At 40.1% G+C, this 13655-nt stretch carries 11 protein-coding genes; 7 read left to right on the top strand and 4 right to left on the bottom strand.

Features of this window, described 5'->3' with window-relative positions; translation table 11 throughout:
- The first annotated feature begins 1 nt into the window (after position 1).
- The 4 genes from FBD94_RS03980 (at position 2) to FBD94_RS03995 (ending at position 4966) form a co-directional block, all read left to right on the top strand.
- Positions 2 to 2374 (top strand): endonuclease MutS2, encoded by a 2373-nt coding sequence (locus tag FBD94_RS03980; protein ID WP_136879208.1) that lies wholly within the window; start codon positions 2 to 4, stop codon positions 2372 to 2374.
- Between the two features lie 66 nt (positions 2375 to 2440).
- Positions 2441 to 3538 (top strand): PQQ-dependent sugar dehydrogenase, encoded by a 1098-nt coding sequence (locus tag FBD94_RS03985; protein WP_136879209.1) that lies wholly within the window; start codon positions 2441 to 2443, stop codon positions 3536 to 3538.
- A 52-nt stretch (positions 3539 to 3590) separates the two neighbouring features.
- Positions 3591 to 4292, top strand: a complete 702-nt coding sequence (locus FBD94_RS03990) for a CoA transferase subunit A (protein WP_131610868.1) — start codon at positions 3591 to 3593, stop codon at positions 4290 to 4292.
- Positions 4293 to 4309: 17 nt separating this feature from the next.
- Positions 4310 to 4966 carry a 3-oxoacid CoA-transferase subunit B gene (locus FBD94_RS03995; RefSeq protein WP_136879210.1) on the top strand — a complete coding sequence of 219 codons (657 nt, stop codon included), beginning with the start codon at positions 4310 to 4312 and terminating at the stop codon, positions 4964 to 4966.
- A gap of 115 nt (positions 4967 to 5081) precedes the next feature.
- Here FBD94_RS03995 and FBD94_RS04000 read toward each other — a convergent pair whose 3' ends face one another.
- Together FBD94_RS04000 and FBD94_RS04005 are read right to left on the bottom strand one after the other, a co-directional pair.
- Positions 5082 to 5741, bottom strand: coding sequence for a uridine kinase family protein (locus tag FBD94_RS04000; RefSeq protein ID WP_136879211.1), 660 nt, complete (start codon positions 5739 to 5741; stop codon positions 5082 to 5084).
- Positions 5731 to 6915, bottom strand: a complete 1185-nt coding sequence (locus tag FBD94_RS04005) for a LysM peptidoglycan-binding domain-containing protein (protein WP_136879212.1) — start codon at positions 6913 to 6915, stop codon at positions 5731 to 5733. Before FBD94_RS04005 ends, FBD94_RS04000 begins: the two co-directional genes overlap by 11 nt.
- A 186-nt stretch (positions 6916 to 7101) precedes the next feature.
- On the opposite strand from FBD94_RS04005, the gene FBD94_RS04010 reads away from it, so the two are divergent.
- Together FBD94_RS04010 and FBD94_RS04015 are read left to right on the top strand one after the other, a co-directional pair.
- A complete protein-coding gene (locus FBD94_RS04010; protein ID WP_131610872.1) occupies positions 7102 to 7581 on the top strand; it encodes a Dps family protein in 480 nt (159 codons plus the stop codon).
- A gap of 81 nt (positions 7582 to 7662) precedes the next feature.
- Positions 7663 to 9495 (top strand): UbiD family decarboxylase, encoded by a 1833-nt coding sequence (locus FBD94_RS04015; RefSeq protein ID WP_136879652.1) that lies wholly within the window; start codon positions 7663 to 7665, stop codon positions 9493 to 9495.
- Positions 9496 to 9566: 71 nt separating this feature from the next.
- On the opposite strand, the gene FBD94_RS04020 is transcribed toward FBD94_RS04015, so the two are convergent.
- Both FBD94_RS04020 and FBD94_RS04025 read right to left on the bottom strand, forming a co-directional pair.
- Positions 9567 to 11102 carry an OmpP1/FadL family transporter gene (locus FBD94_RS04020; RefSeq protein ID WP_136879213.1) on the bottom strand — a complete coding sequence of 512 codons (1536 nt, stop codon included), beginning with the start codon at positions 11100 to 11102 and terminating at the stop codon, positions 9567 to 9569.
- Positions 11103 to 11120: 18 nt separating this feature from the next.
- Positions 11121 to 12074: a hypothetical protein gene (locus FBD94_RS04025; protein ID WP_136879214.1), complete on the bottom strand. Its 954-nt coding sequence runs from the start codon at positions 12072 to 12074 to the stop codon at positions 11121 to 11123.
- Between the two features lie 103 nt (positions 12075 to 12177).
- Between FBD94_RS04025 and proS the strand changes: the two genes are divergently transcribed.
- Complete coding sequence (gene proS, locus FBD94_RS04030) at positions 12178 to 13650, top strand: proline--tRNA ligase (protein ID WP_131612883.1); 1473 nt, start codon at positions 12178 to 12180, stop codon at positions 13648 to 13650.
- The last annotated feature ends 5 nt before the right edge of the window (positions 13651 to 13655 follow it).

A 13655-nucleotide genomic window follows, 5' to 3' on the forward strand; every position in this document is an offset into this window, starting at 1 on the left:
TATGTTATATCCAGAGAATTGTTTGGAGCGTTTGGGCTTTAGTGAGGTAAGACAGCTTATTTACAAACATTGTTTGAGTCCGATGGGACAACAGATGGTTGGGAAGATGCAGGTGATGACCAAGTTTGACCAGATCAATAAGTTTTTGAGGCAAACGCAGGAGTTTAAAAGTATCCTTGAAAATCAAGAGCCTTTACAAATCAGCACCTTTTTTGACATTAAAACCCTTGCTGAAAAGATTAGGGTAGAGGGGGCTTACCTGGTTGAGGATGAATTGCACCAGATGTATGCTTCTTTGCAAACGGTATTTGCTGTTTTGCGGTTTTTTGAAGAAAGAAAGGATGTTTATCCTAATTTGGAAGCCTTGTTTGAGCACCTTCCGGTAGAAAAAAATATCCTTAAAAAAATAGAGACTGTTCTTGATCCAAAAGGGAAAATTAAGCCAAATGCTTCGCATGAATTGCAAAGTATTATTGGCGATATCGCTAAGACAGAACAAGATGTACGCAGGCGGATGGATTCGATTTATAAGCAGGCGGTGGGTAACAATTGGGTGGCCGATGGTAGTTTAACCATTCGTGATGGTCGCATGTGTATTCCAGTCTTAGCAGAAAATAAAAGAAAACTGCGCGGTTTTATCCATGATGAGTCTGCAAGTGGGCAAACAGTTTACATAGAACCAGAAGAGGTATTTACATTAAACAATAAGCTGCGCGACCTTGAGTTTGATAAGCGAAGAGAGATCATTAGAATCTTGATTGCCTTAACCAATGATTTACGTCCTTATACGCCGTTATTGTTGTCGTACCATGGTTTCCTGACCAAGCTTGACTTTGTAAGGGCTAAGGCTTTGTTTGCGATAGAAGTAGAGGCTGATATGCCTATACTGATTCCGGAAGCTAAAACGAAGCTGATCAATGCAACGCATCCCTTGTTATACCTTTCCTTTAAAGAAGATAAAAAGACGGTTGTTCCTTTAAATATTCACATCAATAATGAGTTAAGGATTGTATTGGTTTCGGGGCCTAATGCCGGTGGTAAATCTGTTTGTATGAAAACAGTGGGTTTATTACAGATCATGGTGCAATCAGGCTTGCTGATCCCAGCTCATGAGTCGAGTGAGGTAGGTATATTCGATAATATCTTTGCGGACATTGGTGATGATCAATCTATTGAGAGTGATTTGAGTACCTATAGTGCACATTTAACCAAGATGCGGTATTTCGTGGCGCATGCTACGCCTAAATCATTGGTGCTGATTGATGAGTTTGGTACAGGTACTGATCCACAGTTTGGTGGACCTATGGCTGAAGCGGTATTGGAAGTGTTGAACAATAAAAAAGTGAGAGGCGTAATTACCACGCACTACTCGAATTTAAAACTGTTTGCCGGTAATACGCCCGGACTGGAGAATGCTTCGATGTTGTTTGACAATGGGAAAATGAAACCCATGTACGTTTTAGAAATTGGTAAGCCCGGAAGTTCTTATGCTTTTGAAATTGCCCAGAATATAGGTCTGCAAAAGGAAGTGCTTGAATTGGCTCGCGCGAAAACGGGAACCAATCAGAACAGGATAGATAGTTTGCTGGTAGATCTGGAACGTGAAAAAAAGCAGATTTACGATACCAAGCTCCATTTATCTACTCAGCAGAATAAGGTTAAAAATCTGGTTGCCGAGAATGAGAAGTTGAAGTTGTTTTTGGACGAGAACAAGAAATTACTCATTAAAGAAGCAAAGTTGGAGGCGCAGGCAATCATTAAGAATGCGAATAAGCTGGTAGAAAATACCATTGCTGAGATTAAAGAGAAGCAGGCCGATAAAGTGGCAACTAAGGAACTGAGACAAAACCTGCAAAAGGTGTTGGTGCAGAACCAGGTAAAGGAAGAGAAAAAGCCGGAAGTGCCTCAGCCTGTAAATACGCCTATTGAAGTGGGGGATTTGGTGCAATTGAAAGGTACTGAGACCATGGGCCAGGTTTTAGAGATTAATAGAGATAACCTGGTGTTGGCGCTTGGCGATCTGCGTTCTATAGTGAAGAAGAATAGGGTGCAAAAGATCAGTAATAAACAGGCTAAGAAAATTGTGCAGCATAATTCTTATTCCGGCAGTATTTCTGAAGCGATCAGTAGTTTTAATGCCGAGCTGGATTTAAGAGGAATGCGCGGGGAAGATGCGCTACATGAGGTAGAGAAATATTTAGATAAGTCGATTATGCTTGGCTTTCCTGTGGTTAAACTGATTCATGGTAAAGGGGATGGTATCCTTAGAAAAATGATTAGGCAATACCTGAAAAAATATAGCCAGGTAAACCGTGTTGAGGATGAGCATGCGGATAGAGGCGGAGACGGTATAACCTATGTTTATTTTAATTAAACATATTTAGAATGAGTGTGTTATAGTTAAGTCGGTTTTGTCCGTTTAAATATAATCACAATCATTATGAAAATTTTAGCGATCAGTATCCTCTCTATTTTAATTGCTTTCTATGCTTGTTCAAAAAAGAAGTCGCCAACTCAAGAGGAAGAAGAGTTACCTAATGTCGAGATAAAAACACGGATACTAAGTGCCGGACTTTCTCATGTATGGGAAATGGTTTATGGGCCGGATCAGCAGCTTTGGATCACAGAACGTGGAGGCAAGATTAGTCGGGTTAACCCGCAAACTGGTGCCGTTACTTTGTTGTTAAATGTTCCTGATGTGGTGGCAGATGGTGAGGGCGGCTTATTGGGGATGGCTATTAACCCGCAGTTTAGCACAAATCCATGGGTGTATGTAGTTTACAATTACAACTCCGGCGGCTATAAGGAAAAGGTGGTTCGCTATACTTATACTGGTAATACTTTAAATTCGCCATTAATTATTCTTGATCAGATTCCGGCATCGTCTATCCATAATGGATCGAGATTATTGGTCTCTGCGGATCAGAAACTTTTTATAACTACCGGTGATGCGAGTACGGCTGGCAACGCCCAAAATATGGGTTCGTTATCTGGTAAGATACTGCGGGTAAATATGGACGGATCGATTCCGACTGATAATCCTTTCCCGAATAACAGGGTATGGAGCTTTGGTCATAGGAATCCTCAAGGATTGGTACAGGCTGGTGATAAACTCTATGCCTCAGAACACGGACCAAATAATGATGATGAGGTAAACCTGATTCTGAAAGGACGCAATTATGGCTGGCCAAACGTAGAAGGCTTCTGCGATAAGAGTGCTGAGCAGACATTTTGTGCTGCAAATAATGTCGTAGAACCATTGATGGCCTGGACACCTACCATTGCCACATCTGGACTTACCTATTACAACTCTAGTCTTATCCCCGAATTTAAAAATTCATTATTGCTACTTAGTTTAAAGGCCACTAAGTTTACCCAACTTAAGTTGAGTGATGCTGGCGATAAAATACTGGGTAGCAAAGACTTTTTTGTAAACCAATATGGTCGCTTAAGGGCTATTTGTCAGTCGCCAGATGGCAAAGTATATATTGGAAGTAGTAATGGGAATGACGATAAGATCATAGAAATCGCTAAATAAGTTGGTCGGTACGGCAGATATAGTATAATTTAGCAGCAAAATATATTAATGTATGATCAATAAAGTTGTTTCGGGTGCGGAAGAAGCTATAAAAGACATTAAAGATGGTGACACTTTAATGCTTGGCGGATTCGGGTTGTGTGGTATTCCAGAAAACTGCATTACTGCACTGGTAAAAAAGGGTGTTAAAGAATTGACCTGTATTTCTAATAATGCCGGTGTTGATGATTTTGGTATAGGATTGATGTTGCAACAACGTCAGGTAAAAAAGATGATCTCTTCTTATGTAGGTGAAAATGCTGAGTTTGAGCGTCAGTTGTTAAGTGGCGAACTTGAGGTGGAATTGATCCCACAAGGGACTTTAGCTACCAGATGTATGGCTGCTGGTTATGGTATGCCTGCAATTTTTACTCCAGCAGGAGTAGGAACTGAAGTTGCTGAAGGTAAAGAGGTAAGAAACTTTAATGGTAAAGACTACCTGATGGAGTATGCTTTTGATGCCGATTTTGCAATTGTAAAAGCATGGAAAGGTGATACTGCTGGCAACTTGATTTATCGTTCTACCAGTCGCAACTTTAATCCAGTGATGGCTATGGCCGGTAAAATAACGATTGCCGAAGTAGAGGAACTGGTTGAGGCAGGGGAGCTTGACCCGGATCAGGTGCATACGCCTGGTGTATTTGTTCACCGCATTTTTCAGGGAGCAAATTATGAGAAGAGAATAGAACAACGTACAGTTAGAACTAGAGGGTAATCCTATAAAATATTTATATGCTGGATAAAAATGGAATTGCGCAGCGCATCGCAAGAGAAATACGTGACGGATATTATGTGAATTTAGGAATTGGTATTCCAACATTGGTTGCCAATTATATCCCTGATGGAATAAATGTAGTACTGCAGTCTGAAAATGGACTGTTAGGAATGGGCCCTTTCCCTTTTGAAGGAGAAGAAGATGCCGATTTAATTAATGCCGGAAAACAGACCATTACCACTTTGCCAGGATCATCAATATTTGATTCGGCATTGAGCTTTGGAATGATTAGAAGTCAGAAAATAGACTTGACTATTCTTGGTGCCATGGAGGTATCAGAAAATGGAGATATCGCCAATTGGAAGATCCCAGGTAAAATGGTGAAAGGTATGGGCGGTGCAATGGATCTTGTTGCTTCTGCTAAAAATATAATTGTTGCGATGCAGCACGTAAATAAGGCTGGCGAAAGTAAATTACTTCCGAAATGTACTTTGCCACTAACGGGCGTAAAGTGTATTAAGAAAATTGTAACGGAACTTGCTGTGTTGGACATATTGCCAGAAGGCGGCTTTAGACTGATTGAACGTGCGCCAGGGGTAAGTGTTGACTTTATCAGACAAGCTACCTTGGGTAAATTGTTTGCGGATGACGACGTACCAGAAATGGTATTTTAATGCTGTCGTCATCCTGAATTTATTTCAGGACCTCGCACATATTATTCAAAACCGGCCTAAGAGTGGTCCTGAAATAAATTCAGGATGACGGCCGTACAAATAAAAAAGGAGCTTATTAAAGCTCCTTTTTTATGTAATTACGATTGCAGTATTTTTCTTTCAAATCCACAGAAATCTCTTCTGTTATTTTAATGATGTCATCAGGAGTATCATTGTTATTGATCACAATAGTCTCGCAGGTCTCTTTATAAGGGAGTAAAAACTCCTTGTAAGCTGGCACTACATGGTTGTGCCATTTGTACACTACATCTTCTTCAGGATAGCCACGTTCCATGCCATCGCGTTTGATACGACGTTGCAAGGCAACCTCTTCTTCCGCTTCCACAAAGATTCTGTGATCCAGTAAGGCTGCGATCTCTTTAAAGTGGAGAATAAAAAGTCCTTCAACAATGATGATTGGTGCAGGACTGATTTCCAATATTTTGGTAACGGCCAAAGGGTTGTTAAAGTTGTATTCCTTTTTATAGATCACTTCCCCTTTAATGAGTTTTTTTATGTCTACTAAAAATTGTTGATCGTCAATGGTGGTTGGGAGATCAAAGTTGTAGATTTTATTCTCTTCCTGTGTCATTTCGCCAGCAGGGTGGTAATAATCATCCTGAGAAACGAGCGTTACTTCATCATTTTTAAAATGATGTAAAAAAGAGTTTAAAAAAAAGGTTTTACCGGATCCACTTCCTCCCGCTATACCAATAATGAAGGGCTTATTGTTCATTGTCTTGTCCGCCGTATGTTAAATTGCAATAAAATCTTTTGTCTAAAGCTCCCAGAGCATCAGCAACAGCTTTAGTCATTACAATGATAACATCTTTTGTTGATTCATTCTCAGTGAATTTACCAACAACTTTAGCGAAGGTCGACCGGTTGGTCATTGGGTTAGTGATTTTCATCACCGTTCCAATAGGCGCTGTACGGTGTAATACCAGCATTTTAGAAGGATCAAGGTCTGCATCCATAATCCAGATACCCGTTCCTTTTTCATCTACCTGATTTAAACCGTATCTGCTAGCAGGTAACCTTAAGGCAGGATCTTTTATAGAATTTAAAGTATCTACATGGTTTTCTGTAGTAGACGGAACATTTTTCGGAGGATACTGCCCACTAATCAATAGCTTTTGTCCAACAAATAAAGAATTGTCATGCAGGTTGTTTTTCGCTTTTAACTGATCCATGGTTATTTTATAGCGTGTAGCGATAGAATACATGGTTTCGTTTGAAGCTACTTTATGCTCAATAAACTCTTCTGGTTTACTGGTGTCTGCTGCTTTTTTCTCTGGTTTTTGCTCAGGTTTTTTATACCTGTTTTCAGGGGGGATATTAGTTTTTACGACAGTTTCTTCTGCTTTTTGTTGCACCGGAGGCACTTGCGTCGTGCGTTGCTCTGTTGCTGGTTGTTCAGCAGCATTTCCTGGTATTTTTAACAATTGCCCAATCTGAAGGTTGTTAGAGTTGAGGTTATTTGCCTCTTTAATGTCATTAACCGTTACCCCGTATTGTTTGGCAATCATGTTCAGGTTTTCCTTTTTCTGAACCATATGTTCCGAAAGGTTCCCTTCTGAAGTGGTTGCCACAACAGCAGTCTGATTTGCTTTACTTGCAGCAGTTGAGGTTTTACTTTTGGCAGCTGAAGCTGTAAAAGGCGTGTTTGTAGGTACTTTAACAATTACACCAATCTGTAAGAACTTGCTGTCGTTAAAGTTCATGATATCTTTCGGAACTACATTGTAACGTCTGCCGATTGAATAATAAGTGTCTTTAGCAACAACTTGGTGTACGATTATTTTTTTTCCGTTGAGACTTTCTACTCCTATTGAATCTCTTGTAATGGCACTTGCCGCAGACAAGTTAATCAGGAGTGCAAATACGGATACTATATAATATTTATGCATTAATGTCTTTGTAAAATTTAAAGGGCAATTATACGAATAATATAAATAAAGCGTCGAATTCGAATATTAAACGTTCTTTTTCCTGTCCTATTGCCTGCCTGATTAACATTTTTCCAAACCATTTATGGTCTCATCTGTTACAATAGCAGACAAATACTGTTCTCAAAATAAAATTAAAAAAATATTATGGATGCAAAAGAAATCAGTTTAAAAGAAAAAGAAGTAAAACCGGTAGTTGATATGTTAAATGATTACCTGGCCAATTACCATGTTCACTATCAGAAATTAAGAGGTTGCCATTGGAATGTTAAAGGTCAGAATTTCTTTACGCTACATATAAAGTTTGAAGAATTATATACCAATGCTCAATTGACCATAGATGAAATTGCGGAGCGTGTGTTGACATTAGGTAAACCGCCACATAGCCGTTTTGCCGATTATATTAAAGAGTCGACCATTCAGGAAGTGAATACTATAGGAATGAAAGATCTGGATATGGTGGATGCCGTTCTGCACGATATGGCTAAGTTGATTGAATTAGAACGCGAATTGCTTAATGCTACTGCCGATGCAAGTGATGATGGTACAAACGATATGGTAAATAAGTTTATGCAGTTTAAAGAGAAAAACACCTGGATGCTACGCTCATTTTCCGGTAAGAAATAATTTCCTACATTAGTTTTTATGCGAATCGTCATGTTGAATATATTTCGGCATGACGATTTTTCTTTTAATATCTTTGAGGCGATGGGATATAAAAGCTTAGCAGATTGTGTTGCCGATTTAGAAAAGCACGGTCATTTGATTCGAATAAAAGAAGAGGTTGATCCTTACCTCGAAATGGCGGCCATTCATTTGCGCGTATATGAGCAAAATGGGCCAGCCCTGCTTTTTGAAAATGTGAAAGGCAGCAAGTTTCCGGCAGTTTCCAATTTATTTGGCACCTTGGAACGGTCTAAATTTATGTTTAGAGATAGTCTGCCTAAAGTAGAACAATTGGTAAACCTTCGTTCTGATCCTGTTAAAGCCTTAAAAAATCCATTAAAATTACCGGGGATTGCACTTACGGCACTGACTGCACTGCCTTTAAAGCAAACTTTTAAATCCGTATTCAGCAAAACAACGATTAGTGCATTGCCACAAATTGTAAACTGGCCTATGGATGGCGGTCCTTTTATTACAATGCCACAGGTGTATACCGAGGATGTTGATAAACCGGGGATTTTAAATGCCAACCTTGGGATGTATAGGATACAGCTTGCTGGTAATGATTACGAGTTGAATAAAGAAATAGGATTGCATTACCAAATCCATAGAGGGATAGGGGTACACCAGTCTAAAGCCAATGCCAAGGGGCAACCTTTAAAAGTAAGTATTTTTGTGGGTGGACCACCTTCACATCCCTTGGCTGCGGTAATGCCCTTGCCAGAAGGCTTGTCGGAAATGACTTTTGCTGGCGCGCTAGGGAATAGAAGATTCCGGTATTTTTATGATGAAGAGGGTTTTTGCTTATCAGCTGATGCTGATTTTGTGATCACTGGAACGGTTTATCCTCAGGAAAATAAACCGGAAGGACCATTTGGAGATCATCTGGGCTATTACAGCCTTACACATCCTTTTCCTTTAATGAAGGTACACAACGTATACCATCGTAAGGATGCGATATGGTCGTTCACAGTAGTTGGAAGGCCACCTCAAGAAGATACCAGTTTTGGTGCATTGATTCATGAAATAGCTGGATCGGCCTTGCCTAAAGAAATTCACGGCTTAAAAGAAGTAAATGCAGTTGATGCTGCAGGAGTACATCCCTTATTGTTTGCCATAGGAAGTGAAAGGTATACGCCATATTTAAATGAGCGCAGGCCTCAGGAGATATTGACTATTGCCAATCATATTTTAGGAAAAAATCAATTAAGTCTGGCTAAGTACCTGTTTATCGCAGCAAGAGAGGATGATGAGCATTTGGATACACATGATTTATCTGGTTTTATGCAGCATATCCTTTCGCGAATGGATTTCCGTACAGATTTACATTTTCATACCCATACAACCATTGATACACTGGATTATAGTGGTGATGGCTTAAATAGCGGTTCGAAGGTTGTCTTTGCAGCTGCAGGAGCTCAAAAACGGGTATTGACTAACGAACTACCTGAGGGCTTTCATTTACCAGAGCCATTTAACAATTACCAAATGGCTATTCCAGGGGTATTGGTTATAGGTGCTCATTCTTATGTGGATGCAGCTCATGCTGAACAGGAAATGGTTTTGTTGAACAAGGATTTAAAAGATCAGCAATTGACTGGTTTAGGTTTAATTGTGGTTTGTGACGATCCTAAGTTTACAGCTGCAACAATCAATAACCTGGTATGGGTTACTTTTACCCGAAGCAATCCGGCTTCTGATATCCATGGGGTAGGGAGTTTTATCAGTAACAAACATTGGGGTTGTACAGGCCCTGTTATCATTGATGCGCGTAAAAAGCCGCACCATGCTCCTGAATTGATTAAAGATGAAGCGGTTGAAAGGCATATTGATAGGTTAGGACTAGAGGGTGCTTCCTTGAAGGGTGTTATTTAGCATGACGAGTGCATAAAAAAATGCCTGATCATGTTTATGATCAGGCATTTTTTTATTGAAGGGATGTTTGTTTAAAACCGAATTCCAAAAGTTAAGAATACATTGTTGTTTGCATTTTTAATGCTAGCTACTGGTTCAGCTCCATCACTCAATACATAAGGACTTGTTCTGTCTTCTGATTGAACGCGTTGATAAGCTAGATCAAAATAGTACTCATTAAAGCGGTATCCTAAACCACCACTATAATATTTAGTAGCAAAAATGTTTTTAGTATCATCTTTTACAGGACTGCCATTTAATCCGTAACCAGCTCTTAAGCTCAGGTTGTTGATTTTGTACTCTCCGCCAACTCTGTAGTTTACTGCTGATGTATAAAAGTTCTTAATGTCTGCATTGCTGTTCATAATTTCTTGGTCAAGTGAACCACCACCATCCTGTGATAGGCGGGTGCTTGCATAATCAATAAAATCAACATCAGCAGAAATGATAGCTTGTCCCGCGATTACATAACTGGCACCTAAAGATCCTTTTCCAGGAGTTTTTAGGTTGTAGTTATAAGGATAGGATAAAGGTCCTATGTTATTCGGTTGTTTTTCGCCCGATATCGTTGTAAATAAGTTTTCAGCAAATGCATCTTCCATATACAACCAGGTTGGTGTTTGATAGGTCGCACCGATTCTAAAACTTGAAACAGGTCTGAAGATTAAACCAAGCTTACCGTTAACTCCGGAACCATGAGTTTCCTGACTAGATACATAAGAAAAGTTGTAGTTTTCTTCCGGACCATCACCAACAGCACCGTTTGCGGGATCGCCATTGTAAGTTTGTAGTGTACCTTGTTCTTTATATTCTGCATCATTAACGTAACGTACGTTTACCATTCCTATACTTGCACCAATATACAATTGGTTAGAAATATTAATTGCTCCTGAGAAATTAACTTCGGAGGTAGAACCTGCAGCAGTTAGATTTTTACTTTGCATATTACTACCAATAAATGGATCGGCAGTATGACCAGAGCCGCTGCCAGGTCTATTGTAATTCATCAGGTATTGCTCATAAGCCAGGCGCTGTAAAGTATTATTCTGAATAACTCCATTTTGATCCATGCTGCCATTGGCTAATTCCGAAAAATAATCACGCATAGTAGTCTGGTTGTTGTTTCCGCTGTAACTGTAACTTTGCGTGTAATCGTTGTTTCTGCTATAACCAATACCAAATACGAAACTCAAAACACCTTTTTGAGTGTTTTGTCCCTGTGCTTTAAAAGTAGGATTGTACCACACCACACCAGCTTGATTCATATTTAACTTACTGTCTGAAGCATTGCCTTTCTGGCCCAGGTAATCGGATTTTGAAGTTGCATTGTTAAATTCAGGAGTGAAACTAAACTCTGACCTGGTAAAGAGGCCTAAACCAGCCGGGTTACCATTTAAAGAACTCATGTCTCCGCCTACGCCAATTTGCGCATTCCCCATGCCTTTAAATCGTGCAGAACTACCGTAATTGGTATTGCCGAACCTGATGGCATCTTGGGCATATTGTGCATATGTAGTGCCTGTGGTGGCTACTATAGCCACCATAAGCATTTGTGTAAATTTCTTCATCTCTGTATTTCGCTTAAATTACCTGCCACCGCCTCTTGATGGTCTGCTTGTGCCGCCACCTGAATTACCGCCACCATAGCTTCCGCCAGAACTGCCTTCACTTCTTGATGGAGGGCTGTAAGATGGAGGTGGGGTATAAGATTCTCTGGCTGGTCTTGATGGAGCTTCGGTTCTGCTCGGTCTTGAACTTTCTGTGGTTGCAGGTCTAGCTGGAGCTTCGGTTCTGCTTGGTCTTGAATTTCCAGTCGTTGTCGGTCTTGAGTTTCCAGTTGTTGCTGGTCTTGAAGATGGACCATAATTACCGTTAGTATTACCTCTTGACGGTCTGCCTGAAGTTACACCTGAACCATTCCCGTTACTGTATTGACCTCTAGATGATCTTGGAGAAAGATAGGCATCATTTCCATTACCTCTATTTCCAGTGTACACACTACCACCTCTATTTGGTCTAGGTACATTGGTGGTTCTGCCGGTATAATAACCGCCTCCCCAGTAGCCACCACCCCATAAGCCGCCGCCGAAACCACCGCCATAGTAATTGTTGTAGCCAAAGAATGGAGAATAGTAATTACCCCACGAGTTGTATGGAGAATTCCATATAGAGCCATAAAAAGGACTATAGCCAAATCCCATACCAAATCCTAAGCCTAATGACATGCCATAGTTGCCATACCACCCGCCATCAAAGAATGGGTCATAATATCCTCTCCATGAAGGTCCTGTATTGTAAAATCTGTTTATACGTGATGAGTAATCCATGTCATAATAAGGATCACTTGTGCCATAATACTCATCCTGAGCATCATAGTCAGAGTCTTTCATGGGTACTTGTTGCTTATACTCCCTTGCCTGTGCTACAGAGTTATAAACATCATCAGTCGAATTTTGCTGCGCTAACCTAGGCGCAGAGCAGGAGGTGACAACTATCGCCGTCAGCCCAAGCATACTGGTGAATAAATAATTTGATTTCATAACTATATCCCTTCTTTGTGTGTTGTGTGTTTTGTAGGTATAAATTTATAGATTTGTAACCTACATTACAAGTCATTTAACACAAAAAACGTTCCAAACAGTTATGAGCAAAGGTATTACAAGCAAAAACGAAGATTATTCACAGTGGTATAACGACATTGTTATAAAAGCCGACCTGGCTGAACACTCATCTGTTAAAGGATGTATGGTGATTAAGCCCTATGGATACTCCATTTGGGAGAAAATGCAGGCGGTTTTAGACCAGAAATTTAAAGATACAGGCCACAGCAATGCTTACTTCCCTTTATTCATTCCCAAGTCATTTTTTTCTAAAGAAGCATCGCACGTTGAAGGTTTTGCAACCGAATGTGCCGTTGTGACGCATTATCGTTTAAAAAATGATGGAAATGGAAACATCATTGTAGATGAAACCGCAAAATTAGAAGAAGAATTGATCGTTAGACCAACTTCGGAAACCATCATTTGGAATACCTATAAGGGTTGGATTCAATCCTATCGTGATTTGCCAATCCTTGTAAACCAATGGGCCAATGTGGTACGTTGGGAAATGCGTACGCGTTTGTTTTTACGTACTACAGAGTTTTTATGGCAAGAAGGACATACTGCACATGCTACATCTGATGAAGCAATTGCGGAAACAAAACAAATGCTGGACGTATATGCTGATTTTGCTGAAAACTGGATGGGCTTACCGGTAGTTAAAGGCGTTAAAACTGCTAATGAGCGTTTTGCAGGTGCATTGGATACTTACTGCATTGAGGCGTTAATGCAGGATGGAAAAGCTTTACAAGCAGGTACGTCACATTTCCTGGGACAAAACTTTGCTAAAGCTTTTGATGTGAAATTCACGAGTAAAGAAGGTAAACAAGAACACGTATGGGCTAGCTCATGGGGTGTTTCTACCCGTTTAATCGGAGCCTTAATTATGGCGCATAGCGATGATGCTGGATTGGTATTGCCTCCAAAACTTGCTCCAATACAAGTGGTTATCGTGCCGATATATAAGAATGATGAAGAATTGCAAAAGATCGGCGCATTTGCGGCTGAGCTATCTTCAAAACTAAAAAACATGGGTGTTTCTGTTAAATACGATAACCGTGATACACAGCGCCCAGGATTTAAATTTGCCGAATACGAACTTAAAGGTGTTCCAGTACGTTTGGCAATTGGTGGCAGAGATATGGAAAATGGAACTGTTGAACTTGCCCGTCGCGATACAAGAGAAAAACAAACTGTACCACAAGATGGTTTAGAAATATATATTGCACAGTTGATGGAAGAAATTCAGGCGAACATCTATAACAAAGCACTAAACTATAGAGCTGAGCACATTACTGAGGCTAATTCTTACGATGAGCTGAAAGAACTGTTAGACGGTAAGGCTGGTTTTATTGCTGCACATTGGGATGGAACTCCAGAAACAGAGCAGAAGATTAAGGAAGAAACAAAAGCGACGATCAGATGTATACCTTTAGATAATAAGCTGGAAGATGGCGTTTGTATCTATTCTGGTAAACCATCTATACAGCGTGTGTTATTTGCCCGAGCCTACTAATTTAT

This window comes from Pedobacter hiemivivus, from assembly GCF_005144565.1.
Taxonomy (GTDB): domain Bacteria; phylum Bacteroidota; class Bacteroidia; order Sphingobacteriales; family Sphingobacteriaceae; genus Pedobacter; species Pedobacter hiemivivus.